Origin of the sequence: Amycolatopsis sp. lyj-346 (genome assembly GCF_046548975.1) — a bacterium.
GTDB lineage: Bacteria > Actinomycetota > Actinomycetes > Mycobacteriales > Pseudonocardiaceae > Amycolatopsis.
Genome location: NZ_JAJPWT010000001.1, coordinates 624,214 through 649,770, shown reverse-complemented (window position 1 = coordinate 649,770; position 25,557 = coordinate 624,214). Strand labels below are relative to the sequence as shown.

The 25,557-nt window shown below is 71.2% G+C and carries 30 protein-coding genes; 12 read left to right on the top strand and 18 right to left on the bottom strand.

Annotated elements, in window-relative coordinates; genetic code table 11:
• Positions 1–120: 120 nt before the first annotated feature.
• Entirely contained in the window at positions 121–777 is a 657-nt protein-coding gene (locus ACLJQE_RS03215) for a VanZ family protein (RefSeq protein WP_410637402.1), read from the bottom strand.
• A 269-nt stretch (positions 778–1,046) separates the two neighbouring features.
• The gene (locus ACLJQE_RS03210; RefSeq protein ID WP_410637401.1) at positions 1,047–1,955 is read right to left on the bottom strand and encodes a Gfo/Idh/MocA family protein; all 909 of its coding nucleotides are present in this window, start codon (positions 1,953–1,955) and stop codon (positions 1,047–1,049) included.
• Between the two features lie 77 nt (positions 1,956–2,032).
• Between ACLJQE_RS03210 and ACLJQE_RS03205 the strand changes: the two genes are divergently transcribed.
• From ACLJQE_RS03205 to ACLJQE_RS03190, 4 genes are all read left to right on the top strand, one after another.
• Positions 2,033–2,659 (top strand): hypothetical protein, encoded by a 627-nt coding sequence (locus ACLJQE_RS03205; protein ID WP_410637400.1) that lies wholly within the window; start codon positions 2,033–2,035, stop codon positions 2,657–2,659.
• Complete coding sequence (locus ACLJQE_RS03200; RefSeq protein WP_410637399.1) at positions 2,649–3,710, top strand: CbiQ family ECF transporter T component; 1,062 nt, start codon at positions 2,649–2,651, stop codon at positions 3,708–3,710. The genes ACLJQE_RS03205 and ACLJQE_RS03200 overlap by 11 nt, the downstream gene beginning before the upstream one ends.
• Positions 3,707–5,317: an ABC transporter ATP-binding protein gene (locus ACLJQE_RS03195; protein WP_410637398.1), complete on the top strand. Its 1,611-nt coding sequence runs from the start codon at positions 3,707–3,709 to the stop codon at positions 5,315–5,317. The genes ACLJQE_RS03200 and ACLJQE_RS03195 overlap by 4 nt, the downstream gene beginning before the upstream one ends.
• A gap of 583 nt (positions 5,318–5,900) precedes the next feature.
• A complete protein-coding gene (locus ACLJQE_RS03190) occupies positions 5,901–6,728 on the top strand; it encodes an ECF transporter S component (protein WP_410637397.1) in 828 nt (275 codons plus the stop codon).
• On the opposite strand, the gene ACLJQE_RS03185 is transcribed toward ACLJQE_RS03190, so the two are convergent.
• Positions 6,719–7,573, bottom strand: coding sequence for a 3-hydroxybutyryl-CoA dehydrogenase (locus tag ACLJQE_RS03185; protein ID WP_410637396.1), 855 nt, complete (start codon positions 7,571–7,573; stop codon positions 6,719–6,721). The genes ACLJQE_RS03190 and ACLJQE_RS03185 overlap by 10 nt on opposite strands.
• 118 nt (positions 7,574–7,691) lie before the next feature.
• Positions 7,692–7,889 carry a DUF3073 domain-containing protein gene (locus ACLJQE_RS03180; protein ID WP_410637395.1) on the bottom strand — a complete coding sequence of 66 codons (198 nt, stop codon included), beginning with the start codon at positions 7,887–7,889 and terminating at the stop codon, positions 7,692–7,694.
• Between the two features lie 207 nt (positions 7,890–8,096).
• On the opposite strand from ACLJQE_RS03180, the gene ACLJQE_RS03175 reads away from it, so the two are divergent.
• Positions 8,097–8,993 (top strand): hypothetical protein, encoded by an 897-nt coding sequence (locus ACLJQE_RS03175; RefSeq protein WP_410637394.1) that lies wholly within the window; start codon positions 8,097–8,099, stop codon positions 8,991–8,993.
• Positions 8,994–9,099: 106 nt separating this feature from the next.
• Here ACLJQE_RS03175 and ACLJQE_RS03170 read toward each other — a convergent pair whose 3' ends face one another.
• From ACLJQE_RS03170 to ACLJQE_RS03160, 3 genes are read right to left on the bottom strand one after another with little or no spacing between them, the layout of a single operon-like run.
• On the bottom strand, positions 9,100–10,032 hold the full coding sequence (locus tag ACLJQE_RS03170) for an asparaginase (RefSeq protein ID WP_410637393.1): 933 nt from the start codon (positions 10,030–10,032) through the stop codon (positions 9,100–9,102).
• Positions 10,029–10,592, bottom strand: a complete 564-nt coding sequence (locus ACLJQE_RS03165; RefSeq protein WP_410637392.1) for an aerial mycelium formation protein — start codon at positions 10,590–10,592, stop codon at positions 10,029–10,031. Before ACLJQE_RS03165 ends, ACLJQE_RS03170 begins: the two co-directional genes overlap by 4 nt.
• Positions 10,593–10,641: 49 nt before the next feature.
• Positions 10,642–11,772 (bottom strand): YgfZ/GcvT domain-containing protein, encoded by a 1,131-nt coding sequence (locus tag ACLJQE_RS03160; RefSeq protein ID WP_410637391.1) that lies wholly within the window; start codon positions 11,770–11,772, stop codon positions 10,642–10,644.
• A 32-nt stretch (positions 11,773–11,804) separates the two neighbouring features.
• On the opposite strand from ACLJQE_RS03160, the gene ACLJQE_RS03155 reads away from it, so the two are divergent.
• Positions 11,805–12,653 (top strand): aminodeoxychorismate lyase, encoded by an 849-nt coding sequence (locus tag ACLJQE_RS03155; RefSeq protein WP_410637390.1) that lies wholly within the window; start codon positions 11,805–11,807, stop codon positions 12,651–12,653.
• Here ACLJQE_RS03155 and ACLJQE_RS03150 read toward each other — a convergent pair.
• From ACLJQE_RS03150 to ACLJQE_RS03105, 10 genes are all read right to left on the bottom strand, one after another.
• Positions 12,632–13,057 (bottom strand): hypothetical protein, encoded by a 426-nt coding sequence (locus tag ACLJQE_RS03150; RefSeq protein WP_410637389.1) that lies wholly within the window; start codon positions 13,055–13,057, stop codon positions 12,632–12,634. The two genes, ACLJQE_RS03155 and ACLJQE_RS03150, sit on opposite strands and share 22 nt — an antisense overlap.
• 98 nt (positions 13,058–13,155) lie before the next feature.
• The gene (locus tag ACLJQE_RS03145; RefSeq protein ID WP_410637388.1) at positions 13,156–13,986 is read right to left on the bottom strand and encodes a biotin-dependent carboxyltransferase family protein; all 831 of its coding nucleotides are present in this window, start codon (positions 13,984–13,986) and stop codon (positions 13,156–13,158) included.
• Between the two features lie 11 nt (positions 13,987–13,997).
• Complete coding sequence (locus tag ACLJQE_RS03140; RefSeq protein ID WP_410637387.1) at positions 13,998–14,594, bottom strand: 5-oxoprolinase subunit B family protein; 597 nt, start codon at positions 14,592–14,594, stop codon at positions 13,998–14,000.
• Positions 14,595–14,598: 4 nt separating this feature from the next.
• A complete protein-coding gene (locus tag ACLJQE_RS03135; RefSeq protein WP_410637386.1) occupies positions 14,599–15,213 on the bottom strand; it encodes an FABP family protein in 615 nt (204 codons plus the stop codon).
• 239 nt (positions 15,214–15,452) lie between these two features.
• Positions 15,453–15,764, bottom strand: coding sequence for a DUF1416 domain-containing protein (locus ACLJQE_RS03130; RefSeq protein WP_410637385.1), 312 nt, complete (start codon positions 15,762–15,764; stop codon positions 15,453–15,455).
• Positions 15,764–16,600, bottom strand: coding sequence for a sulfurtransferase (locus tag ACLJQE_RS03125; RefSeq protein ID WP_410637384.1), 837 nt, complete (start codon positions 16,598–16,600; stop codon positions 15,764–15,766). Before ACLJQE_RS03125 ends, ACLJQE_RS03130 begins: the two co-directional genes overlap by 1 nt.
• Before the next feature lie 28 nt (positions 16,601–16,628).
• Complete coding sequence (locus ACLJQE_RS03120; protein ID WP_410637383.1) at positions 16,629–17,060, bottom strand: DUF4395 domain-containing protein; 432 nt, start codon at positions 17,058–17,060, stop codon at positions 16,629–16,631.
• 80 nt (positions 17,061–17,140) lie between these two features.
• Positions 17,141–17,239 carry a putative leader peptide gene (locus ACLJQE_RS03115; protein WP_410637382.1) on the bottom strand — a complete coding sequence of 33 codons (99 nt, stop codon included), beginning with the start codon at positions 17,237–17,239 and terminating at the stop codon, positions 17,141–17,143.
• Between the two features lie 132 nt (positions 17,240–17,371).
• On the bottom strand, positions 17,372–17,797 hold the full coding sequence (locus ACLJQE_RS03110) for a TlpA family protein disulfide reductase (protein WP_410637381.1): 426 nt from the start codon (positions 17,795–17,797) through the stop codon (positions 17,372–17,374).
• A 9-nt stretch (positions 17,798–17,806) separates the two neighbouring features.
• On the bottom strand, positions 17,807–18,706 hold the full coding sequence (locus tag ACLJQE_RS03105; protein WP_410637380.1) for a DUF2993 domain-containing protein: 900 nt from the start codon (positions 18,704–18,706) through the stop codon (positions 17,807–17,809).
• Positions 18,707–18,858: 152 nt separating this feature from the next.
• Between ACLJQE_RS03105 and ACLJQE_RS03100 the strand changes: the two genes are divergently transcribed.
• The 6 genes from ACLJQE_RS03100 to pstB all read left to right on the top strand — a co-directional run bounded on the left by ACLJQE_RS03100 (position 18,859) and on the right by pstB (position 24,788).
• Positions 18,859–19,626: a winged-helix domain-containing protein gene (locus ACLJQE_RS03100; protein ID WP_410637379.1), complete on the top strand. Its 768-nt coding sequence runs from the start codon at positions 18,859–18,861 to the stop codon at positions 19,624–19,626.
• Positions 19,627–19,696: 70 nt separating this feature from the next.
• Positions 19,697–20,602 carry a mycothiol synthase gene (mshD, locus tag ACLJQE_RS03095; protein WP_410637378.1) on the top strand — a complete coding sequence of 302 codons (906 nt, stop codon included), beginning with the start codon at positions 19,697–19,699 and terminating at the stop codon, positions 20,600–20,602.
• A gap of 226 nt (positions 20,603–20,828) precedes the next feature.
• Positions 20,829–21,959, top strand: a complete 1,131-nt coding sequence (gene pstS, locus ACLJQE_RS03090) for a phosphate ABC transporter substrate-binding protein PstS (protein ID WP_410637377.1) — start codon at positions 20,829–20,831, stop codon at positions 21,957–21,959.
• 199 nt (positions 21,960–22,158) lie between these two features.
• Positions 22,159–23,079 carry a phosphate ABC transporter permease subunit PstC gene (pstC, locus tag ACLJQE_RS03085; RefSeq protein WP_410638295.1) on the top strand — a complete coding sequence of 307 codons (921 nt, stop codon included), beginning with the start codon at positions 22,159–22,161 and terminating at the stop codon, positions 23,077–23,079.
• A gap of 2 nt (positions 23,080–23,081) precedes the next feature.
• Complete coding sequence (gene pstA, locus ACLJQE_RS03080) at positions 23,082–24,002, top strand: phosphate ABC transporter permease PstA (RefSeq protein WP_410637376.1); 921 nt, start codon at positions 23,082–23,084, stop codon at positions 24,000–24,002.
• A gap of 9 nt (positions 24,003–24,011) precedes the next feature.
• A complete protein-coding gene (gene pstB / locus ACLJQE_RS03075) occupies positions 24,012–24,788 on the top strand; it encodes a phosphate ABC transporter ATP-binding protein PstB (RefSeq protein WP_410637375.1) in 777 nt (258 codons plus the stop codon).
• Between the two features lie 60 nt (positions 24,789–24,848).
• On the opposite strand, the gene phoU is transcribed toward pstB, so the two are convergent.
• Positions 24,849–25,514, bottom strand: a complete 666-nt coding sequence (gene phoU / locus ACLJQE_RS03070) for a phosphate signaling complex protein PhoU (RefSeq protein ID WP_410637374.1) — start codon at positions 25,512–25,514, stop codon at positions 24,849–24,851.
• Positions 25,515–25,557: the final 43 nt, after the last annotated feature.

Sequence of the window (25,557 nt, the reverse complement as noted above, 5' to 3'; positions counted from 1 at the left end):
AGGGCGCTGGGCGTCGGGCCTAGCGGGGGCCGACGCCGGAGACGGCGCCAGGCATAGGCAGTCATTCCTTGAACTCGAACGGGCTCTTCCCGGCCATGGTCGCACGGCAGGCAACCGGTTTTACTGGCGTTCCGGGTGCGCGATGGCCGCGTAGCGCGTGTCCCACACCGATCTCGGCACCCGCAGCCGGAGCGTCGGAGCCTCGCAAACGGTGCGGCGCGGCAGCGGGATCACCACCGGTGCCGGCGGCGCCGTGTCCAGCGCGAGCCAGCCCCGGCGGCTCAGAGCCGCGCCGAGCGTGGCGCCCGCCGTGTTGAGCAGGACGTCGTCGGCCGACGTCACGCGGCCGGTGTGGATCAGATATTGCGTACCCTCCACCAGCACCGACGCGGCCAGCGCGGCCAGCGCGATCCGCGGCAGCGCGCGCAGGCGGCGGATCCGCAGCGGGAGCAGCGCGCCGAGCGGGCAGAGCAGCAGGACGTTGCCGATCACCTGCCAGAGTGACCCGTCGCTGCTGAGCGCCGCGGCGACGTCGGCGCCCGGCACGAGGTCGAGCGTGCTCTCGGCAGAACCGCCGACGGGCATCGTGACCAGGCAAAACACCAGGAACGCGACGAGCAGGCCCGCGCAGTCGACGGCGGCCGTCGCACTCGCCCGGCGGGCGGCCATTCTCCGGCGGCGCCTCGCCGCGAGCAGTGGCCAGCCGAGCAGCGCGTACGGCAGCGCGATGGCCGAAATCGGAATCATCCCCCAGAAGGCGCGCAGCAGAGCTCCCATGCGCTTCCCTTCTCGAACCCCTCAAGATCTTCGGTGCGCAATACAACGACCTCTTGCAAGATCACCTTCGCATCACAAGATCGACTCGGCATTCCGACCGGACCGCACTATTCGGTGATCTTTCCGGTGGCGGCGGTTGTTCGGGCGTGGTTCGGTCAGGGGGCACACACCGTCCACAGTGGAGGCTGTGGACAACCCTGTGGATGAATTCAACGCGCCAAGGGGAAAGCGTTGTGCTGCAACAGAAGGGCGAGAGGCTGCCCTGTGTACTACTTCGCGGCGAGTTCGCGCGCCTGCTCGAGCAGGACCTGGAGGTGCAGACCGCGCCGGACGTCGCAGGGGTGCGTTGTCGTCCCGCTCGCGATCATCGCCGCGAAATCGTCCAGCAATGCGGTGTAGGACTCCTGCGCCGAGCCCGGTTTCCGCCCGAGCGTCCGGTATCCGTGCTGTCCCCAGACCGCGACCTCGACGACGGTCGGCTGCACCGGCAGCCGCAGCGAGAGCGTGGCCGTGCTGACCACGCCGCCCTCGTGCGCCAGCATCAGGTGCCAGAGGTCGCCGGGGCTCTGCCGGGCCGCCACCACCTCGGTGATCGGGCCGAGCGCGGCGTCCAGCATGTCGAGGGCGTGCGGACCGATGTCGAACAGCGCGCCGCCGTCGTCCTGCCGCCACGCCGAGGCGGCGTACTGCCCGCCGAGCAGCGCGCCGGACAGCCAGCGCGCACCGCCGCCCGCCCAGCCGCCCGCCTGGGCGAGGCCGGCCAGCCACTCCTGCGTCTGCGCCGAGTAGCGCAGGGTCAGCACGACGAGCGCGGCGACGTCGGCGGCGGCGACCGCGTCGGCCAGCCGCCGCGCGCCATCGAGGTCGGCGGCGATCGGCTTCTCCAGGATCAGGTGCTTCCCGGCTTCGGCCGCGCGCACCCCCAGTTCGGCCTGTATCGACGGCGGAACGGCGAGCGCGACCGCGTCCACCTGCGCGAACAGCTCTTCGACGCTGCCGGCGGTGGCCGCGCAGTGCGCTTCCGCAAGCGTTTGCGCCGCTTCGGGCCGCCGGGCCCAGACCGCGGTGAGCGCCGTGCCGGGATGATCCGCCAGTCCGGGCGCGTGGATCGTCGTCGCCCACGGGCCGGCGCCGATCAGGCCGACGCGCAGCTGTCCGTCCGCGATGAGCTGTCCCACGGCCCGCAGTCTAGGTGTGTCCCGCGTCGCTCCGGAACCGCACCTGCGGCGGGCACCGGCCTGGTTAAAGTGCCTGCATGATCGCCTCCCGGTTCGCCGTTGTTTGCGCTCTCCTGTTCGGTGTCGCGTTCGTGGGATCCGCGCCCGCTTCGGCGGCGGGCACCGACGGGGCCTGCCCGGAGGGTGGCGGCGTGACGGTCGTCGTCGACTTCGGCGACCTGGGCCCGCAGCCGTTGATCCGCTGCGCCGCCGGCACGCCCGCGAACGGCATCGCCGCCCTGCAGGAGGCCGGGCTCGAAGTGGCGGGCTCGCAGAAGTACGGCCTGGCCGTCGCCTGCCGGATCGACGGCAAGCCCGGTCCGGACGTCGAGCCCTGCGCGGGGATGCCATCGGCGACGGCGTACTGGAGCTACTGGCACGCCTCCGCGGGCGGCAGCTGGACGTCGAGCCAGGAGGGGGCCCAGACGGCGAAGCCGGCCCCGGGTGGGTTCGAAGGCTGGGCGTTCGCGCGGCCGAAGTCGGCGAACGACCTGCCGTCGCCGCCGCGGGTGCCGCCGGTGCGTCAGGCCGCTTCGCCGTCTCCCGCCCCCGCCGCGGCCGACGAGGGCAGTTCGTTCCCGTGGGGCCTGGTGGTCGGGGCGGCCGTGATCGTGCTGGTCGGCGGCGCCGGGATCGTCGTCGCCCGTCGCCGGCGTGCGCAGTAGGGCGCTGCACCCCGGCGCCTGGTGGGCCTGGGCGCTCGCGCTGGCCGTCGCCGCCAGCCGGACGACGAACCCGCTGCTGCTCGGCCTGATCATCGCAGTCGCCGGGTTCGTCGTCGCGAACCGGCGGAGTGACGCGCCCTGGGCGCTGGCGTTCCGGCTGTACGTCTACGTCGGCGCGCTGATCGTCGCTTCGCGCGTGCTGTTCCGGATCCTGATCGGCGGCGAAGACGGCGGCCACGTGCTGTTCACGCTGCCGCGGATCCCGATCGTCGCCGGGTTGTCCCTGCTCGGGCCGACGTCGGCGGAGGAGCTGCTCGGCGGTTTCTACGACGGCCTCCGGCTGGCGACGATGGTCGTCTGCGTCGGCGCGGCGAACGCCCTGGCCAACCCGAAGCGCCTGCTCAAGGCGGTCCCGGGGGCGCTGTACGAAGTGGGCACGGCAGTGACGGTGGCGTTGACGGTCGCCCCGCAGCTCGTCGAGAGCGTGCAGCGGGTGCGGCGGGCCCGGCGGCTGCGGGCGGGCCGGAGTCGCGGGCTGCGGGCGGTCAAGGGCATCGTGGTGCCGGTGCTGGAGGACGCGATGGACCGGTCGCTGCGGCTGGCGGCCGCGATGGACTCCCGGGGCTACGGCCGCCGGGCCGACCTCGGTGTGCGGCTGCGGGCGCTGATCGCGGCCTGTGTTCTGGCCGGGCTGGCCGGCGTGTGCGTCGGCGTCTACGGCGTCCTCGACGGGACGTCGTCCTGGCTCGGCGTCCCGATGCTGGCGGCCGGGCTGGCCGTGGCCGTCGTGGGCTTCGTCCTCGGCGGGCGGCGGGTGCGGCGGACGGCGTACCGGCCGGACCCGTGGCGGTGGCCGGAGACGCTGGTCGTCGCGGCCGGCGTCGGGGCGTGCGCGCTGCTGTTCGCGACCGCCCGGATCGACCCGGGCCGGTTGTTCCCCTCGCTGAGCCCGTTGCGCTGGCCGGAGGTTTCCTGGGTGCACGCGTTGTCCGTGCTGGTCGCGGTGCTGCCGGCGTTCGTCTCGCCGCCCGTTCCGGAGGTCGTCCGATGATCGAGTTCTCGCGGGTCACGGTGACCTACCCGGACGCCGCGCGGCCGGTGCTGTCGGACGTGTCCCTGGAGGTCGAGGAGGGTGAGCTGTGCCTGGTCGCGGGGCCGACGGGGGCCGGCAAGTCGACGTTCCTCGGCGCGCTCAACGGGCTCGTCCCGCACTTCACCGGCGGCCGGCTTTCCGGCCGGGTCGTCGTCGCCGGTCTGGACACGTCCCGGTACCCGCCGCGGGAGCTGGCGGCGGTCGTCGGCGTCGTCGGGCAGGACCCCCTCGCCGGGTTCGTGACGGACACCGTCGAGGAGGAGCTCGCGTACGCGATGGAGCAGCTGGCGGTGCCGCCGGACGTCATGCGCAAGCGCGTCGAGGAGACCCTGGACCTGCTCGGCATCGCGGAGCTGCGGAATCGTCCACTTCGGACATTGTCGGGCGGCCAGCAGCAGCGTGTCGCGATCGGCTCGGTGCTGACGGCCCACCCGTCGGTCGTCGTGCTGGACGAGCCGACGTCCGCGCTGGACCCCACGGCCGCCGAGGACGTGCTCGCGGCGATCACGCGGCTGGTCCACGACCTGGGGACGACGGTGATCGTCGCCGAGCACCGGATGGAGCGGGTGGCGCAGTACGCGGACCGGCTGCTGTACCTGCCCGGCGACGGCTCGGTCCGATCGGGACCACCGGCCGAGATCCTGGCGACGTCGTCGATCGCCCCGCCGATCGCCGAGCTGGGACGCCTGGCGGGCTGGTCGCCGCTGCCGCTGTCGGTCCGGGACGCACGGCGGGTCGCGGGGCCGCTGCGGTCGCGGCTCGCGCCGAGTCTTCAAAAATTGTCGGTGGTGGGTCGTAGCCTGTCGGTGACCGGTTCGGCACTGGACGTGAGAGGGGTGGTGGTCCGATACGGAGATGTCCTGGCGGTGCGTGGGGTGGACCTGCGTGTCGGACCGGGCGAGGTGGTCGCGCTGATGGGACGCAACGGCTCCGGCAAGTCGTCGCTTCTCTGGGCGGTGCAGGGCAGTGGCCCGAGGTCGGCGGGGAAGGTCGACGTCGGCGGCGCGGACCCGGCATCGCTCAAGCCAAAAGTGGCCCGTCAGCGCGTCGGCCTGGTCCCGCAGACCCCGGCCGACCTGCTGTACCTCGATTCGGTGGACGCCGAGTGCGCACAGGCGGACACCGAGTCCGAGGTCCCGGCAGGAACGGCACGGGCCCTGCTGGACCGGCTCGCACCCGGAATCGCCGGTGAAGCGCACCCCGGCGACCTTTCGGAAGGGCAGCGACTGGCGTTGGTGCTGGCGATCCAGCTGGCGTCGGCCCCACCGCTGGTCCTGCTCGACGAGCCCACCCGCGGCCTCGACTACCACGCAAAGCGGCGCTTCGCGTCGGCCCTGCGAGAGCTGGCCTCGCAGGGCCACGCGGTAGTGCTGGCCACCCACGACGTCGAGTTCGTGGCCACGGTGGCCGACCGCGTGGTGGTCATGGCCGACGGCGAGGTGGTAGCGGACGGCCCGACCAAGGAGGTGATCGTCGCCTCGCCGGCCTTCGCCCCGCAGGTGGCGAAGATCCTGGCCCCGCAGCAGTGGCTGACGGTGGACGAGGTAGCCGAGGCCCTGGCATGAGCACGCAGCCGAGGGGGACGGGGAGGGGTGGGGGGCGGGGGTGGGGGGCGGGGGGATCGAAGCCCACGAGCGCACTCCGCCGCCGGCCTGCGGTTGTCCGCCGCCGGTCTCTCGCGGGTACGGGAGCGCACCCCGCGCCGGCCTGCGGTTTGTCCGTCTCGCGCCGGCTTCCGATCGCGCCTGTGCCTGCCTGTGGTTGTCCGCCGGTCTTTCGCGGGTGCCTTAGTGCCGGGTTGCGAGTGTCGGTCGGCGGCGTCCCGCCGGCTTCCGATCGCGCCCGCGCCTGCTTGCGGTTGTCCGGCGCCGACCTCCCGCCCGCCTTCGATCGCGCCTGTGCCTGCCAGCGGTTGTCCGCGGCCGGTCTTTCGGGGGTGCGTTGGTGCCGACCTGCGGTTGTCCGCCGCCGCCGACCTTCCGCCCGCACCCGTGCCTTCCTGCGCCAGGCTGGCGTGCCCGCCGGAGCAGGGCGGGCCGGCGGCGGGGGTCCCGGCAAGGCCGCCGAGCCCGCCTCGGCGGCCGTGGTTCGGCCGGGTGATGCCTTCGTGCGACCAGCCGTTGCTCGGCGCGTGGGGGTGACTTCGGCGTGACCGGCTTCCTTCGCCCGCCGCCGCGGCCCGTCCGGCTGACTCCGCGGCCCGCGCTGGTTCTCGCCGTCGCGAGCCTTCTCGGGCTGGCCATGTTCTGCTGGCCGCTCTTCGCGCACCCTCAGCCGAGTGCGGCCGCGCACACCGCGGATGCTCCGTTCGTCTTCATGGCGACGCTGCCGGTGCTCATCCTGGTCGTGCTCGCCGAGCTGTCCCGGGGTGGCATCGATGCCAAGGCGCTCGCCCTCCTCGGCGTGCTGTCGGCCGTCAACGCCGGTCTGCGGCCCCTCGGGGCCGGCACCGGGGGCATCGAGCTGGTCTTCTTCCTGCTCGTGCTCGCCGGCCGCGTCTACGGGCCCGGTTTCGGGTTCGTGCTCGGCTCGACGTCGCTCTTCACGAGCGCGCTGCTCACCGCCGGTGTCGGGCCGTGGCTGCCGTTCCAGATGCTTGCGTCATCGCTGATCGGGCTCGGGGCCGGCCTGCTCCCGCGGAAACCGCGCGGCAAGGCCGAGATCGCCCTCCTCGTCGGCTACGGCGTCCTCGCGGCCTACTTCTTCGGGCTGCTGATGAGCCTGTGGTCGTGGCCGTTCCTCGCCGGGACCAGCACACCACTCAGCTTCGTGCCCGGGGCGCCGGTGCTGGAAAACCTCCACCGGTTCGCCGTCTACACCGTCCTGACGTCGACGCTCGGCTGGGACACCGGCCGCGCGGTCACCAACGCCGTCGCCATCGTCCTGCTGGGACCCGCCGTCCTGACCGTGATGCGGCGCGCCGCGAGGCGTGCCGCCTTCGACGCGCCCGTGACGTTCGACCAGCGTCAGTTGTAGGAGTAGAAGCCGCGGCCGGTCTTCTTGCCGAGGAGGCCCGCGTCCACCATGCGCAGCAGCAACGGCGGCGACGAGTACAGCGGCTCCTTGAACTCCGCGTACATCGAGTCCGCGATGGCCTTGATCGTGTCCAGGCCGATCAGGTCGGACAGCCGCAGCGGGCCCATCGGGTGGGCCGTGCCCAGCTCCATGCCGCGGTCGATGTCCTCGGCCGACGCGAAGCCCGACTCGATCATGCGGATCGCCGACAGCAGGTACGGCACCAGCAGCGAGTTCACGATGAACCCGGCGCGGTCCTGTGAACGGATGACCGTCTTGCCCAGCGCCGTCGTCGCGTGCTCCTCCGCGCGGCGGGCGGTCTCCTCACTGGTCAGCAGCGAGGGCACCAGCTCCACCAGCGGCAGCACCGGAACCGGGTTGAAGAAGTGGATGCCGACCACCTGCTGCGGACGGCTCGTCGCCATGCCCAGCTTCATGATCGGGATCGACGACGTGTTGGACGCGAACAGCGCGTCCTCGGCCTCGACGATCTTGTCCAGCTGGCGGAAGACGTCGACCTTCGCCTGCTCCTGCTCGAGGATCGCCTCGATGACCAGTTCGCGGTCGGCGAACTCGGCGATGTCCGTGGTGAACCGGAGCCTGGCGAGCGCGGCGTCGGCGTCCTCGGTGGTCAGCTTGCCGCTCTTGATGCCGCGTTGCAGCGACTTCTCGATGCGTGCCCTGCCCGCGTCGAGCGCCGGCTGGTTCACCTCGGTGATCACGACGTCCAACCCGGACCGCGCGTGCACCTCGGCGATACCGGACCCCATGAGGCCCGCCCCGACGACTCCAACCCGACTTACCACCGGCTCACTCCTTCGTCGCTTCGCAGCCCCGCGCCTGGACAGCACTTGGGCAGCACACGACGCGCGAGGGCGGTTGCCGGGTGGTGCCCGGCTTCGCCCTCGCGCGTCTTACGCGTGCTCAACGACGGTACTCGTCGTACCCGTCGTCGTACGGGTCTTCATACCGGCTGTCGGAAGGCTCCTCGTGGTGATGATGATCATTCGAGGAGTTACTCGACAGCTCGCGCTGCAAAGCATCGAAGTCGGTCTCGTGCGAGCTGTACTTGAGCTCACGCGCCACCTTCGTCTGCTTGGCCTTAGCCCGGCCGCGCCCCATGGCTCGACCCCCTCGCACAGGGGCGGGGCGGCCGGGGGAATCGGCGGCCCCGCATCGTCTCGACAATTCTTTCCTGGTCACACCGTACCGTGTCCGGGGGGTTCGATGCGACGTGGCACGGTGTGCCGGTCGTGACAGTGTCCGCCCGACACCGGTTACCGGCCGGTCGGTGGCGATCGGTGCAGGTAGACGTGCCACGATCTACCCGTGCTCCGTCCCTTCGTGGCTTACCTGCGGGTGTACGAACCCCTGCTCGCCCTGGGCGAACCGCCGGACGAGCGGCTGCGCGCGGCCGTCGCGGCGGCCAAGCTGCGGCGGACGGACGCGGGGGCACGTGAACAGGCGATGTGGCTCAAGTCACAGGTGGCCGCCCCGCGGCGGCTGCTGCCCGCCGAACTCGCCGACGGCCGTCCGGCGCCGAGCCTGCTGACCGACGTCCTGGTGCTCGATCCCGAAGAAGTACCAGGTGGCAAGGCCGAGCACGGCCCGCTCGTCTGCCCGCTGGAGCTGCGGGCCCGCTCGGCCGCCGCGCTCGTCACCTTCCTCGGCGACGCGCACCCGGCGCTGAAGAACGTCGTCCTCGACGAAGGCGGCTTCACCCAGGACGCGATCCGCGCCCGGACGAAGTCGGCGATGGCGGACCTGAGCACGTCGGCGGCGCACACGTTGTCGACGACCTGGACCGTCCCGCTGCCGTGGTTCGTGCTGATCGAGCCGGAAGAGCGGCGCCTGGTGCTCGGCGACGGCCGCGCCGACCCCCGGCGCGAGCTGTCCTGGCGCGCCACCCTCGCCGACGCTCAGCACCGCGCCCGCGAGGCCGGCGAGCTGCTGGAGCAGACGTTCGGCGACTCCGGACCGGGCCGCGTGCTGTTCGAGACACGCCGCTGGCTGGACAACTTCCACGCCGACTCGGTGGTCGAGCTCGACTACGGCGGCCTGGTGCAGCTGTTCACCGACCCGGTGCTCGAGGCCGACAACACCGCCGACGAGGTCCACGACATCCTGGACGCCCTGCGCTCGGGCAACGTCGAGGAGCTGGCCGAGCTGTTCTCGGACCTGCGGGAGTTCTGGGGCGACGTGGCCGCCCGCGAACGCGCCAACTAGGACAGCGCCAACCAGGACAGTGCTCGCGGCCCGAAACCGTCGGTGCCCGCCGGTAGCGTGGAAAACGGGGGCTGCTCAGGCAGGCACCCGCGGCAGGCGGGCCGGTTCAGCGCAGCTGCGGCACCCGGATCTCGCCCACCGGCTGCCCGCCGCCCGAAACCACCGGGTGAGTCAGCTCCTCGAGCCCCGAAACGTCCGCCCCGAGGTACCGCAAAGCCTCCACCGCCAGGGGCGCGCACGCCCGTTTCGCGCCGTCGTCCACCTTCATCGCCACCGCGAAACCGTCCGGCAGCGCGAACGCCTGGACGCCCTCCGCGCCCGCCTTGGCGACCAGACCGTCCACCGCGGACATCAGCGCCGTGTCCTCGCGTCCCGTCCCGGCGACCAGCCACGGGTGCGCGCGCATCGCCGACGCGACCTCCGACGCGGGGCCCGAGGTCGCGGACGCCACCCGGCCGAACGCGCGCGCCAGCCCCGTCAGGGAGAACGCGAACAGCGGCGCGCCACAGCCGTCGACACCCGTGTGGACGATCGGCTCACCCGTCAGCTCCGAGACGGCGTCCGCGATCGCCTGCTGCAGCGGGTGGTCCGGCGCTTCGTACCCCGCCACCGGCCAGCCCGCCCGGACGCAGGTCGCCAGCATCGCCGTGTGCTTGCCCGAGCAGTTCATCATCACCCGCCGCGGCTCGGCCGCGTCGCGCATGCTCGGCACGTGGAGGGGGAAGTCCGGCGGGCACGCCAGGTCGTCTTCGCTCAGGCCGACCACTTCCAGCAGCTCCAGTACCCGCTTCACGTGCACCGGCTCGCCCGAGTGGGACGCGCACGCCAGCGCCAGGTCCTCACCCGTGAAGCCGAGGCCCGCCCGCAGCATGCCGACCGACTGCAGTGGTTTGTTCGACGACCGCGGGAAGAACGGCGAGGCCACGTCGCCGAGGGCCAGGCGGGCCTCGCCTTCGGGACCGGTGATCACGAGCGCGCCTCGGTGAACGCTTTCGACGAAATCGGAGCGGACGACTTCGGCGAGCACGGGGTTGGTCACTCGCCGCGGCCGCCTTCGTTCTCCAGCAGCTCGTCCACAGTGGCCGATCCCTGCCGGTAGCGCTTGGCGATCTCCGCGTTCAGCGTGTCCATCACGCCTTGGACCTCGCGGCGGAACGACGACACCGACAGCTCTTCGCTCGCGTAGGTGTCCAAAGCGGAGGCGAGCTTCTCGTCCGTCAGGGTCTCGACGTCGGTCAGGTCCGTGTCGCCGATCAGCGCTTCGGCGTGCCGCCGGTGCTCGCCGGCCCGGGACGGCTCCAGCTGCTGGTGGCGGCCCGAACCCATCGCCGGGCCGAGTGCGTTGTCGGCCAGGATCGTCGCCAGCTGGTCGACGATGCTCGCTTCGCCGCCGGAACTGCGCCGCGCCTGCTCCGCACGCACGATGTCGATCCGGGCGTGCAGGAGACGGCGCAGGTAGGACAGGTCGGTCTCTTCCTGGGCGGCTTCGTCGCGCCGCTCGCGCAGTACGTTCAGCGGCAGTTCACCCAGGCCGCTGAGGTACCCCGGGCCGAGCACGCGGTCGATTCGCCGCCTGCCGCCGGGCCGCACTTCGATCACAGCGCAGTTTATCCCGGTAGAGCGTGATCTCGCTGTCAGGGGCGTTCCTTCAGCCGCGGAGTTGCGCCGCGGCCGCCCGCCCCGGCGCGGGTTGTTCCGCGGGCACCGAGTCGGGGTCGATCGCCGCTTGGACGAGGTTGTCCGCGGATCCGGCCAGCAGCTCCGCGCCCACCGGCGTCGAGCGCTTGACCAGCGCCAACGCGATCGGGCCGAGTTCGTGGTGCTGGATCACCGTGCCGATCCGGCCCACCGTCCGGCCGTCCAGGAGCACCGGGTCACCGGTTTCCGGGGTGATCTCGGGCGAACCGTCGAGGTGCAGCAGGAGGAGGTTCCGCGGTGGGCGTCCCACGTTGTGGACTTTCGACACCGTCTCCTGGCCGCGGTAGCAGCCCTTCGCGACGTGCGCGGCCGAGCCGACCCAGCCCACTTCGTGCGGGATCGTGCGGTCGTCCGTGTCGAGGCCCAGCCGCGGCCGCACCGACTCGACGCGCAGGGCGTCGAACACCCAGCTGCCCGCCGCGCGCGCGCCCGCGTCGGTGAGCCGCTTCCACCAGTCCGCCAGCGAGGCGCGCGGCACCGCCAGGTCCACGCTCGAGCGGCCGGGCCACGGCATCCGCCGCGCGAACCCGCCACCCGGCAGCGCCGCCACCGCGTACGGTTCCGGGCCGACCTCGGCGCCGACCGCGCTCAGCACGCGCTCGGCGTCCGGGCCGAGCACGGTGAGCAGCGCGAATTCGCCCGTGGCGTCCCTGATGTCCACCTTGGACCAGAACTTCATCGCCTCGAGGTACTCGTGCAGCGTCTGGGGGCCGCCCTTGGGCAGCGCGCTCGTCACGTGAGAGCCCGCGTCGCTGTCGAGGTACACCGTGCCGTCCAGGTGGGCGAGCACCATGTGCGCCTCGACGCGGCCCTGGCTGTCGAGGACCAGCGCCTCGGTGCCGGAGCCCTCGGCGAGCCCGGTCACGTGCTGCGAGATCACCAGGTGCAGCCACGACAGCCGCTCTTCGCCGGTCACGGCGAGGAACTCGCGGTGCGACCGGTCGATCACGACCACGCTGCGCGAGGCCGTGCGCTGCTCCGCGAAGGGGTCTCCCCAATGCCAGGGGACGCCGGCTTCGGGGTGGTCGTCGGGCGGAGGGATGGATCCGGGCACGTCCAGCAGCGGCGAGCAGTACGGCATACCGCCCAGCCTAGGTGAGTACCGTGTCCCGCATGCGCGTGCTCGTCTTCCTGGACGGAACCCCGGCCGACCCCGACGTGGCCCAGATCAAGGTCGACGACCTCGGGCTGCTGCGCGGCGACGGCGTCTTCGAGACGATCCTCGTCGTCGACGGGCGGCCACGGGAACTGCGGCCGCACCTCGAGCGGCTGGCCCGCTCGGCGGCCATGCTCGACCTGCCGGAGCCCGACCTCGCGGCGTGGGAGCGGGCCGTTTCGCTGGTGCTCGAACGGTGGGCGGGCGGGGCGGAAATGGTGCTGAAACTGGTGTGCACGAGGGGATCCGACGGCGATCCGGCCGCGGTGCCGACCGGCTTCGCGCTGGGTTCGGAGGTCGCGCCGTCGATCCTCAAGGCCCGCGCCGAGGGCGTCGCCGCGATCACCCTGGAACGCGGTTTCCCGCCGGATCTCGCCGAGCGCGCGCCGTGGCTGCTGCTCGGCGCCAAGCCGTTGTCGTACGCGGTGAACATGGCCGCGGTGCGGGAGGCGAACCGCCGCGGTGCCGGAGATGTGATTTTCACCGCGGACGGCGGTTCGGTGTTCGAAGGGCCGACGTCGACGGTCGTGCTCGCCAAGGGGCGGACGCTCTACACGCCGCCGCCGAGCATCGGGATCCTGCCGGGCACCACCCAGGCCGCGTTGTTCCGCGGCGCCGAGAAGGCGGGCTGGGCGGTCAAGGTGGAGCCGCTGACCGTGCGCGACCTGGTCGAGGGCGACGGCGTGTTCATGGCCTCCAGCGTGCGCAAGCTGACCCGTGTGCACACGCTGGACGGCGAGCGGCTGCCCGATTCCGCAGCGGTGTACGCCGAGCTCGTCGCGGCCTACGAAGGCGAATACGCCTGACCCTGGGTGATCCGGACGACGGCGGGGGCGACCTCTTCGGCGCGGTAAGCGGCGATCTTGTGGTGGCCGTCGATGATCAGCTCGCGTTCGCCGTCGGCCAGCACCACCGCGACCGGCCGGTGCCCGGTGCGGATGGCCGTCCGGTAGTAGCCGACGCGGGCCTCGTCCGACGGCGGCCAGGCATCGGTCGGGGTGAGCTGCTGGTCGTCCCGCAGCCGTTCCGGGCCGCTCACCCGGTAGTCGCCGTCGACGAGCAGGTCGAGCACCGGCCCGAGGGTGGCGGCCAGCGGACGCCGCAGCTGCCCGGTGGCCAGCGCGATCCGCAGCGACTGCGGCAGCTCGGCCCGCGCTCGCGTGTTCACGTCGAGAAAACCCGTGCCACCGCTGATCGTCACCTGTTCCACACTTATGAGGACGGGTGACGGCGCGACATGGTTCCGGCCCCTACCCGGACGGGTGCACCGCGTGACCGGGGTCTCACCCGCGCGGCGGTACGCCTTGGTCAGGAAGGCCGGAACCGGATTCGGGTACCCGGCCGAGCCTGCGCGAGCGCGCTCAACGCGGCCGTTTTCACCACCGCGGCGACGGGGTAGCCGCCGGTCGTCGGGTGGTCGGCGAGGAACACCACCGGCCGCCCGCTCGGCGGCACCTGGATCGCGCCGGTGACGACGCCCTCGCTGGGCAGCTCCCCGTCGACGGCCCGGCGCAGCGGCGTCCCGTCGAGGCGCAGGCCGACGCGGTTGGACTCGGCCGTGACCGTCCACCCCGCCGCGAGCCCGCCCGCCGGGTCGTCGAACCAGTCGTCACGCGGGCCGAGCGTCACGGCCACCACGAGCTCGTCCGGCGCCCGGAGGGGCACGACGACGTCCGCGCCCGCCGGGATCCCGGGATCGCCGAGCGGGAGCACGTCGCCGGCGCGCAGCGGCGGCGGGCCGATGCCGGAGAGGACGTCCCGGGACCGGCTGCCCAGCACCGGCTCCACCGCGATGCCCCCGGACACCGCCAGGTAGCACCGCAGCCCGGCCGCCGGGGTGCCGATCGACAACGTCTGTCCCGCGCGGACCGGCAGCGGCGCGTGGGAGCCGGCCGGACGGCCGTCGACCCGGACGTCGACCGCCGGGCCGGTGACCGCCGCCGTCGCCGTCGCCGTGAACCGCACGGAGAGGCCGCCGAGCAGGGCCTCGATCCCGGCGGTGTCCTCGGAGTTGCCGACGAGCCGGTTCGCCAGCCGCAGCGACGCCGTGTCGAGTGCGCCCGACGGCGCGACACCCAGGTGGGCGTAGCCGGGCCGGCCCAGGTCCTCGACCAGCGCGTACCGCCCGGGATCGAGCACTTCCAGGCTCCTCACCGGACGCGCCGGAAGCGGACGCGGACACCCGGTGCGAACAACGCGGGCGGGTCGGCGCGGGGGTCGAACAGCGTCGCCGACGTGTGCCCGAGCAACCGCCAGCCGCCGGGCGACTCGCGTGGGTAGACGCCGGTGAACTCGCCGGCGAGCCCGACCGAGCCGGCCGGGACGCGGGTCCGCGGCGACTCCAGGCGAGGCTGCCTAAGTGGCGACGGAAGCCCGGTCAGGTAGCCGAAACCGGGGGCGAACCCGGTGAACGCCACCGTGTAGCCGGCCTCGGTGTGCATCGCGACGACGGCGTCGGGGGAAACTCCGGCGTCCGCCGCGATCAGGGCCAGGTCCTCGCCGTCGTAGCGGACGTCGAGAGTCACTTCGCGGGGCTGTTCCGCGGGCGGCCGCGTGAGATCGGCGCCTTCGAGCAGCGCACGCACGGCCGCGACACCGCCGACGACGAGCAGGCTGCGCGCGCCCGGCACGAGGTCGACGACCCCGGGCGGGCGCGCGGCCCGCACGATCGCGTGGGCGGCCCGCATCCGGTCGAGCGAGCCGCAGTCGAGCAGGGCGGCGTCCTCGCCGCACCGCCGCCAGCGCACGGCGTCAGCCGACGACGCGGTGCAGCAGGGCCGAGGTGTGCGGCTGCAGCTCCTGGCCGACCATCGCCCGCTCCTCGACGTAGCCGAGGGAGCCTTCGATCAGGCCGTAGAGGCGCTGGGCCGCGGTGACGTCCTTGGCCGTGGCCGTGCGGATCACCGCGTCCGTGCCGAGCTCCCAGGACGTCTGGTTGCGCGGCTTGCCGTAGTACAGCTCGACGATGCCGGTGTTGTGCGTGAGCAGCAGCTCGATCGTGTCGTCCGCCTGCGGCCGCCAGAACCCGGACTCGCGGGCGGCGGGGCGGATGACGTTGCCGTCGTCGTCCAGGAGCCACGCGCGGGACTCGTGGATCAGGAACGGGCGGCCGTCGTGGGAGATCGTCAGCTGCTGCGCGAACTTGCGGGGGCCGTCGATGGTCGGGTAGCCGACCTCGCCCTCACCACGCCAGACGCCGACGAGCGGCAGCAGCGCGAGGCAGGCGTCGTTGAGGTTCGGCCCCTCGCGCAGGTTCGCGGTGTCGTTGGGGATGGGCAGGTCGTCCCACAGCGGGAGGTTGCGCGAACGGGTGCTCTCCGCGCGCCTTTCCGCTGCCACGATGGCTTCGTCGCCGCTGGCGGTCATGGGTCAGCGCTGGTCCGCGTACAGCCGGTAAACGACGTACACGGCGAACCAGGTGATCGCGACGCCGGCGAGGACCAGCAGAGTCGTAAAGATGGCTTCCACGCCCCGCAGAATAGTCCGCCCGGCTCCGGACGGCCCTGCGCAGGGCCGCCGCGGTGAGCACAGTCACCGCGTGGGTGACCCCCGGACAGCCGTGAGGGCCTTCCCGCCGCGGCGGGAAGGCCCTCAGGAGGCTGAACTCAGGCGACCGAGATGGCCAGCTGGTGCAGGCCGGGTCCCTCGGCGGTGACCGAGGCTTCGCCGTTGCCGGTGCGGTGGAGGGCGCGGACCGTCCACTCGCCCGGCGCCGCGTAGAAGCGGAAGTCGCCGTCGGCCGACGAGACGACCTCGCCGGTGAAGTCCCCGCCGCCGTCCAGCAGCCGGACGAACGCGCCGCCGACCGGCCCGTTCGCGCCGGTCACCTTGCCGGCGAGCACGACCTGCCCGCGCGTGTCGAAGTCCGACGGCGTGGCCTCCTGGACCGGTGCGCCGCAGCTGTCGTCAACCGCCATCACTTGGCTCCCAACTCGACCGGCACGCCGACGAGCGAGCCGTATTCCGTCCATGAACCGTCGTAGTTCTTCACGTCCTCGTAGCCCAGCAGCTCGTGGAGCGCGAACCACGCGATCGAGGAGCGCTCGCCGATGCGGCAGTAGGCGATGGTGCCCTTGCCCTCGTCGATGCCCTCGTCCTTGTACAGCTCCTTGATCTCTTCCTCGGTCTTGAAGGTGCCGTCCTCGTTGGCGACCTTCGCCCACGGCACGTTCAGCGCGCCGGGGATGTGGCCGGGAACCTGGGACTGCTCCTGCGGCAGGTGCGCCGGGGCGAGCAGCTTGCCGGAGAACTCGTCGGGCGAGCGCACGTCGACGAAGTTCTTCGACCCGATCGACTGGACGACCTCGTCGCGGAACGCGCGCAGCGACAGGTCCTGGTCCTGCGCCTTGTACTCGGTGGCGGCGCGCTTGACCTCGTCGGAGTTGAGCTCGCGGCCGTCGAGCTCCCACTTCTTGCGGCCGCCGTCGAGCAGTTTGACCTTCTCGTGGCCGTACAGCTTGAAGTACCAGTACGCGTACGCGGCGAACCAGTTGTTGTTGCCGCCGTAGAGGATCACGAGGTCGTCGTTGGAGATGCCCTTCTCCGAAAGGAGCTTCTCGAAGCCCTCCTTGGAGACGAAGTCGCGGCGCACCCCGTCCTGCAGGTCGTTCCGCCAGTCGAACTTCACCGCGCCCCGGATGTGGCCGGCGTCGTAGGCGGTGGTGTCCTCGTCGACCTCGGCGAACACGACGCCGGGGGTGTCCAGGTTCTCTTCGGCCCACTGGGTGGTGACAAGGACGTCTTCACGGCTCATGAACTGGACTCTCTTTCTGGGTTGTTCGTCAGGACGCGCGGGCGGGGCTGAAGCGTTTGATCAGCAAGTACATTTCGCAGCCGAGGCAGAAGTTGAAGGCCGCGTTGAGGAAGGCCGCGAACAGCGCGAACGCCGTCGCGACGAGGCCGAGCGGGGTGATCCCCGCGGCGAAGCCGATCGTGCCGACCAGTGCGAACACGAACCCGACGGCCTGGGCGAACCGCAGCGGCGCCGCGTCCTCCCGCTCGTCGGTCGGGCCGAGACGCGGGGCGACCAGCGTGCGGTAGAGGATCGAGTACGGCGCCGGTTTGAGGCCGGCGAAGGCGCCGATCGCGAACACGACGGTCTGGACCGCCAGCAGTGGCCACCATTCGGTGACCAGCACGACCGCGAGCACGATCGTGGTGAGGATGGCGGCGAACCGCGGGCCTCGCGGGTCGACGGCCGGTCCGGCGGACATGGTTCCTCCAGCTGGAGCAGAGGGGTGCGTGCGAACGGCACGCGTCAGCGTCATCGGGGCTGGCTGGGTCCGGGCGTCGGTCAGCGCCGGTCGGGGTGAGTGCGACACAGGCTGCTTCGGACGCGGCAGAGGTCGACGGCACGCCGCTGCGTCAAGAAGAAGGTGGTCAGCCCGGTCACGGGTGTGAGGGTACCCAGAGCTCCCTCAGGGTGGGAACCACGTTCATACCTTGGGATGCATCCCGGCACGTGGGACACCACACCCCCGCGTACGCATCTTTCCCGGGGAAAGTGAATGTGCGAACGCGAACGTCAGGGGGTGGGGGCGGTGAGATGCGGCCGGAGGGCGGCGAGCAGTTCGGGTCCCTTGGGGACGCCGCCGACGCGCAGGAGCTCCCGGCCGTCCGGGGTCAGTGCGATCGTGGTCGGCGTCCGCAGCACGGACAGCGACTGCGCGACCTCCGGCTGGTTCGTCACGTCGAGCTCGACGTGGTGCAGTCCGTCGGTCCGCTCGGCCAGCGGCGCGAGCACGGCCTTCGCGTGCCGGCAGGGCGCGCAGAAGGTGGTGGAGATCTGGACCAGCGTCACGGCGGACGCCGGGTCGAGGGCGTCGGCGACGGGACCGGGCAGCGCACGCGCGGGTTTGGCGTCGCGCACCCGGCCGTTTCGGGCCTTGAGCAGCGCGCCGGCGGCCGTGGCGGCCACCAGCGCCGCCACGAGTACCCACAGCCCCGTCACCGGCCGCTCCTACTTGCTCAGGTCCGCGAAGGACACGTTCGTCGCCTTGCCCTTGATCGTCACCGATCCGCTCTGCACCCGCACGCCGGTCGGGGTGACCGACAGCGGCAGGTCCTTCGTGTTGATCGAGGCGTTGAAGTTCGGCATCAGCGCCTTCTGCACCGCCGCGGGGACCACGGTGGTCTCCTGGTTGTTCCCGAACTGCAGCCGCTTGGGGAGGAAGTTGATCGTCCCCTTGGCGGCGTCGGCCTCGATCATCGCGAAACAGAAGATTTCCAGATCCTTGCCCGCGAACTGAAGGTGTCCCGAAATGCGGACGCCGGTGCTCGACTCGTCCTGGTCGGCCTGGCCCTCGGTGGTCTTCGTCGTGGTCGGCGCCGGCTCGCTCTGCCCGGCGTCGCCGTTTTCGACGTAGTCGGAGCTCGACGGCTCGATCCGCAGGTCCTTGATCTTGTCCAGCGGCGCGAGGCGGGCCAGGTCGGCGGCCTTGATGGTGACCGAGCCGGTCAGCTCGCCGATGGTGATCGCCTTCGTGTTGCCCGAGGTGAGGTCCGACAGCGGCGCCGTGACGTTCTCCAGCTCGGCGTTCACCGCGACGTCCTGGAGCTTGCCCGCGACCGGGACGCCGGCGGCGGACACGCTGATGTGACCGTAGTCACCGCCCAGCGCCTGCGTGAGGAACGGGAAGCCGTGGATCGTCACCGACGGGTCGTCGCTCAGCTGCAGCTGGGTGCGGGCCTTCTGCGAAATCATGTGCTCGGCGTACGCGGCGGCCCCGAAATCGGCACCGACCAGCAGAAGCAGCAGGACGACCAGTGCGATCACCCAGCGCCGGGCCCGGCGGCCGCGACGTCGCGCGTCGGGCCTCGGTGCGGGTCGGTCGTCCCGGGTCACGGGCCTGCTCACCATCGCGTCCGTACTCCTGTTCGTCGGGGACACCCGGATTCCTCCAGGTGTGATCGATCCAGCAAGGGTTAGGTGCCCGGCCGTTCAGCCGCTATTCTCACTTAGCACCGACCAACGCCGCTGTGCGGCGACGACTCGATAAGGCGGTGCGGCTGATGAGCCTGGACCTTCTGGTACTGACTGCAGAGGCCGACGCCACCTCGGTACTTCCCGCACTGGACCTGCTGCCGCACACCGTACGCGTCCGCGCTCCCGAGGTGACGGCCCTGCTCGACGCGGGCCACCGGGACGTGATCCTCCTCGACGCCCGCAGCGACCTGGCCTCGGCGAAGAGCCTCTGCCGCCTGCTCAAGGGCACCGGTGAAGACGAGGCGGCCACCCCGATCATCGCGGTCGTCGGCGAAGGCGGCCTGGTGGCGGTCAGCGCCGAGTGGCGCACCGACGACATCCTGCTGCCCACCGCCGGCCCGGCCGAGGTCGACGCCCGGCTGCGGCTGGTCACCACCCGCGACGGCGGTTCCGCGCAGGTCGACGCCGAGCTGCGGGTCGGCGAGCTGGTGATCGACGAGGCGACCTACACCGCCCGGCTGCGCAAGCGCACCCTCGAGCTCACCTACAAGGAGTTCGAGCTGCTCAAGTACCTCGCGCAGCACGCGGGCCGGGTGTTCACCCGCGCCCAGCTGCTGCAGGAGGTCTGGGGCTACGACTTCTTCGGCGGCACCCGCACGGTCGACGTGCACGTCCGGCGGCTGCGCGCCAAGCTCGGCCCCGAGCACGAGCAGATGATCGGCACCGTGCGCAACGTCGGCTACAAGTTCGAGCGGCCGGCCAAGAGCGGCGGCCCGCGTCCGGGCGTGCCCGCGCAGGCGACCGCCGAAACGCCGGCCTCGGCCTCGGCCGACACTCCCGAACTCGCCCACTGATCCCCCTTCCGCGCACGGAAGACGTCCCGCACAGCCGTCGCGTTGCGTCCGGCCCGGGTACGGTCGCAGGGTGAGCGGAGACGGCGAGTGGCGCCAGGAACTGGACGAACAGCAGCTCGAGGACGTGCGGCGGCTGCTGCTGGCCGTGCGCGACGCGGACGGGCGGCCCGAGGTCGAGCCCACGGGGCCGCTCCCCGGCGAGTTCGACGGCGGTGAGCACCTCGTCGCCTGCGTCGAGGACGAGGTCGTCGGCTACGCGCACCTCAACACCACCGGTAACTCGTTCGGGCACCAGGTCGCCGAGCTGTTCGTGCACCCCGCCCACCGCAACCGCGGCTACGGCGCGAAGCTGCTTCAGGCGCTCGACGAGCGGGCCGCGGTCGGCTTCCGCGTCTGGGCGCACGGCGATCACCCGGCCGCGCAGAAGCTGGCGCTCAAGACCGGCCTCGAGCGCAAGCGCGAGCTGCTGATCCTGCACGTCGACGTCGAGAACTCGGACTGGCCGGAGCCGGTCCTGCGCGACGGTGTCTCACTGCGGACGTTCGTGCCGGGGCAGGACGAGGACGCCGTCGTCCGGGTCAACGCCCGTGCCTTCGACTGGCACCCCGAGCAGGGCGCACTGACCGCCGACGACGTCCGCGCCGCCGAGCGGCGGGCGTGGTTCGACGCCGACGGCTTCTTCCTCGCCGTGGAAAAAGACACCGTCATCGGCTTCCACTGGACGAAGGTGCACGAGCCGACGCCGGGCCGGTTCGGCGGCGAACGCGTCGGCGAGGTGTACGTCGTCGGCGTCGACCCGGCCGCGCAGGGCGGCGGGCTCGGGCGGGCGCTCACGCTCGCCGGGCTGCGGTACCTCGCGGGCCTCGGGCTGCGGCAGATCATCCTGTACGTCGAGGGCGACAACGCACCGGCGCTGGCGGTCTACACCAAGCTCGGGTTCACGCGTCACGAAACCGACGTCCAGTACGGTCGGTGACCACGGTCGACGCCGCGCGAGCGTGTCGTCACTGACGGCAAACGCGCAGGTCACGGCCCGGACACGGCGACCTGTCCGGCTAGTAGCCCTGCTCACATCCGGTGGTCTGTTCACTTTGCGTTCATTTGTTCACGGCCGACCGTCCATCAGCGCTGCCTAATGTCCGGATCCGGCGCGGTAGTACGCCGCGACGACCCCGGTCAAGCTCCTGATGGAGGAAACAGCAGTGAAGATCATGCGGCCCCTGAGCGCGGTGGGCATCGTCGCGAGCGCCGCCCTCGTGCTCGCCGCCTGTGGTACCGACCCCGCGGCGACCAACAGCAGTGGCTCGAACTCGGCTTCGGCGCCCGCTGCGACCGGCACCGCCGACGTGGAGTGCGGTGGCAAGAGCCCGCTGTCCGCGGAAGGTTCGTCGGCCCAGAAGAACGCCATCGACATCTTCACGCAGCAGTACAGCAAGAAGTGCGCCGGCCAGCAGGTCAACTACAACCCGAGCGGTTCGGGCGCGGGCGTCAAGCAGTTCAACGCCAACCAGATCGACTTCGGCGGCTCGGACTCGCCGATCAAGGACGCCGACGCCGAGGCCGCCAAGGCCCGCTGCGCCAGCGACGCCTGGAACCTCCCGCTCGTGGTCGGCCCGATCGCGGTGGCCTACAAGCTCTCCGGCGTGGACAAGCTGACGCTGACCCCGTCGGTGACCGCCAAGATCTTCAGCGGCGGCATCACCAAGTGGAACGACCCGGCCATCAAGGCGGTCAAGGGCAACGAGAGCCTGAACCTGCCGGACAAGGCCATCCAGGTCGTGTCCCGCGCCGACGAGTCGGGCACCACCGACAACTTCCAGAAGTACCTGGGCGCGGCCGCGAAGGCCGACTGGACCAAGGGTGCGGGCAAGAAGTTCAACGGTGGCGTCGGCAACGGTGCGCAGGGCTCCAACGGCGTCGCGACCGCGGTGAAGGCCTCCGACGGCGGCATCACCTACGTCGAGGGCGCGTTCGCCAAGGACGGCCTGACCCCGGCCCTGCTCGACAGCGGCTCCGGCGGCGTCGAGCTCAACGCGGCGAACGTGGCCAAGTCCCTCGACGCGGCCAAGTTCCTCAAGGAGGGGTCGAACGACCTCGCGCTCGACCTCAACGGCATCTACGCCAGCAACACCCCGGGTGCCTACCCGCTGCTGCTGGCGACCTACGAGATCGTCTGCTCGAAGTACGCGGACCCGAACGTCGCGAAGGCCGTCAAGGCGTTCCTGACGGTGGCCGCCACCGACGGCCAGCAGCCGCTGTCCTCGAAGGGCTACGTCCCGATCCCGCAGTCGCTGCAGACCAAGGTCCTGGCCGCGGTCAAGGCCATCTCCTGACCTGGTGCTGCGACAGCTCCCCGAGTTGATACAGGCTGGTCAGAAGTAGCTGATGAGCGAGTCATCCTCGACGCGAACGCCCACCGGCGACCCCGGTGGGCGTTCGTCGTCCGTCACGACGCCCCCGGAGGTCCCGATTTCGGAGCAACCAGCCCCGCCGGCCGAGAAGCAGCCGCCCGCGGGTGAGAAACCGAAGAATGTGCGGCCCGGTGACCGCATCTTCCAGAACCTGACCACCGGGGCCGGTGTTTTCGTCGTCGCCCTGATCGGCTTGATCGGGTTGTTCCTGCTCATCCAGGCGATCCCGGCGTTGCAGGCCAACAAGGGCAACTTCCTGACCAACCACGGCTGGTCGACGAGCGATCCCGCGAACATGTCGTTCGGCATCCTCGACCTGCTCGAGGTGACGGTGGCGACGTCGCTCGTGGCGCTGATCATCGCGATGCCGGTCTCGCTGGGCATCGCGCTGTTCCTCACCCAGTACGCGCCCCCGCGCCTCGCCCGGCCGTTCGGGTACATCATCGACCTGCTCGCCGCGGTGCCGTCGATCATCTTCGGCCTGTGGGGCATCCTGGTGTTCGCCCCGGCGATCGAGCCGTTCTCGCAGTGGATCAACGACACGTTCTCGTGGTTCCCGCTGCTGGCGCCCGGCAACGTCGCGCCGAGCGTGCGCGGCACGATCTTCACCGCCGGCATCGTGCTGGCCGTGATGATCCTGCCGATCATCACGTCGCTTTCGCGCGAGGTCTTCGAGCGGACGCCGACCCCGCACATCGAGGGCGCGCTCGCGCTCGGCGCCACGCGGTGGGAGGTCATCCGGACCACGGTGCTGCCGTTCGGCAAGGCCGGGTACGTCGGCGCGTCCATGCTCGGTCTCGGCCGCGCGCTGGGCGAGACGATCGCGCTGGCCGTCATCCTGCTGATCCCGCAGGGCAAGAACTTCGACTGGAGCCTCTTCGACGGTGGCGCCACCTTCGCATCGAAGATCGCCGCGAACTACAGCGAGTTCAACAACGAGATTTCGGCCGGCGCCTACATCGCGGCCGGCCTGGTGCTGTTCGTGCTCACCTTCGTCGTGAACTTGGCCGCGCGGTCCGTCATCGGCAAGAAGGGGCTGTGACCATGTCCACCACCTCGCTCGAAGCGCCCGCGACAACGCCCGCGTTCCAGCAGGTCAGTGCGGCCCGCAAGGTGAAGAACGGGATCGCGACCACGCTGGTCTGGTTCTCGTTCCTGATCGCCGTCGTTCCGCTGGTCTGGGTGCTGTACACGGTCATCGCGAACGGCATCAAGCGCCTCCCGTACAGCAACTGGTGGTCGGAGGACCTGGGCAACTACCTGTCCGACGAGGTCGGCGGCGGTGTGCTGCACGCCATCGTCGGCAGCCTGCTGCAGGGCCTCGTCTGCGCCGTCATCGCGGTGCCGATCGGCATGCTCGTCGCGATCTACCTCGTCGAGTACGGCCGCAACGGCAAGCTCGCCAAGGCGACCACGTTCATGGTCGACATCCTGTCCGGCGTGCCGTCCATCGTGGCCGCCCTGTTCATCTACGCGCTGTGGATCACCACGTTCGGCCTGCCGCGCAGCGGTTTCGCCGTCTCGCTGGCCCTGGTGCTGCTGATGATCCCGGTGGTCGTGCGGTCGTCGGAGGAGATGCTGCGGATCGTCCCGGACGACCTGCGCGAGGCGTCGTACGCGCTGGGCGTGCCGAAGTGGAAGACGATCATGAAGATCGTGCTGCCGACGGCGCTGTCCGGCATCATCGGCGGCATCATGATGGCACTGGCCCGTGTCATGGGCGAGACGGCGCCGCTGCTGGTCCTGGTCGGCTACTCCGCCTACACGAACTGGGACATCTTCAGCGGCGAACAGGCGGCCCTCCCGCTGCTGATGAACAACGAACGCGTCACCAACTCGATGGATCCCGGCTCGGTCGGCTTCGACCGCATCTGGGGCGCCGCGCTGACGCTGGTGCTCATCATCGCGCTGATCAACCTTCTCGCCACCGTGTTCGCGCGCCTTGTCGCCCCGAAGAAGAAGTGAGCTGTAGCCATGGCAAAGCGAATCGACGTCAAGGACGTGGACATCTACTACGGCAAGTTCCACGCCGTCGACGGTGTCACCCTGTCCGTGCCGCCGCGCAACGTCACCGCGTTCATCGGCCCGTCGGGCTGTGGCAAGTCGACGGTGCTGCGCACGCTCAACCGCATGCACGAGGTCATCCCCGGCGCCCGCGTCGAGGGCGACGTCCTGCTGGACGGCGAGAACATCTACGCGTCGTCGGTCGACCCGGTCCAGGTGCGCCGCACGATCGGCATGGTGTTCCAGCGCCCCAACCCGTTCCCGACGATGTCCATCAAGGACAACGTCGTCGCGGGCCTGAAGCTGGGTGGTACCAAGGGGAAGAAGGCGCTCGACGAGATCGCCGAGCGCGCCCTGCGCGGGGCGAACCTGTGGAACGAGGTCAAGGACCGCCTGAACAAGCCGGGCGGCGGGCTTTCGGGCGGTCAGCAGCAGCGGCTGTGCATCGCCCGCGCGATCGCGGTCCAGCCGGACGTGCTGCTGATGGACGAGCCGTGCTCGGCACTGGACCCGATCTCGACGCTCGCGATCGAGGACCTGATCGGCGAGCTGAAGAAGGACTACACGATCGTCATCGTCACGCACAACATGCAGCAGGCGGCCCGGGTTTCCGACCAGACGGCGTTCTTCAACCTCGCCGGCGTCGGCCAGCCGGGCCGGCTGGTGGAACTGAACGACACGGAGAAGATCTTCTCCAACCCGGACGAAAAAGCCACAGAAGACTACATTTCCGGCCGGTTCGGCTGAGTCCTAAGTGGAGTAACGGAAAAGCCCCCGGCCGCGGCCGGGGGCTTTTCTTTGGGTGGCTCAGAGGTCTTCGTCGACGCCGTAGCCCGGCATCTTGCCGGTGACGACGAAGATCATGCGCTTCGCGACCGAGACGGCGTGGTCGGCGTAGCGCTCGTAGAAGCGGCCCAGCAGCGTCACGTCGACCGCCGCGGCCACACCGTGCGGCCACTCGCGGTCCATGATCACCGTGAACAGGTGGCGGTGGATGTCGTCCACCTGGTCGTCGTCGGACTCGACGGTCTTCGCCGCTTCGACGTCCTTCGTCTTGATGACCTGCTCGGTCTGGCGGGCCAGCTTGACCGCGACCTCGCCCATCTCGGCGAAGTACGGCCGCACCGAGTCCGGCAGCACCGGCTCGGGGTGCCGCCGGCGCGCGGCCTTCGCCACGTGCAGGGCCAGGTCGCCCATCCGCTCCAGGCTCTCCGCGGCGTGGATCGCCGCCAGGACCGTGCGCAGGTCGGTCGCCACCGGCGCCTGCAGGGCCAGCAGGGCGTACGCCTGCTCCTCGCACTGGGCGCGGGCGTCGTCGACCTTGGCGTCGTCGCTGATCACCTGCTCGGCGAGGCTGAGGTCGGCGTCCAGCAGTGCCCTCGTGGCCCGCTCCATCGCGTCGGCGACCTGGACCGACATCGCGGCCAGGTGATCGGCGAGCTGTTCGAGTTCGACATGGTAAGCCTCACGCATGGCCCAACCCTACGGCCAACTGTGGCCAAATACCGCATCGCCG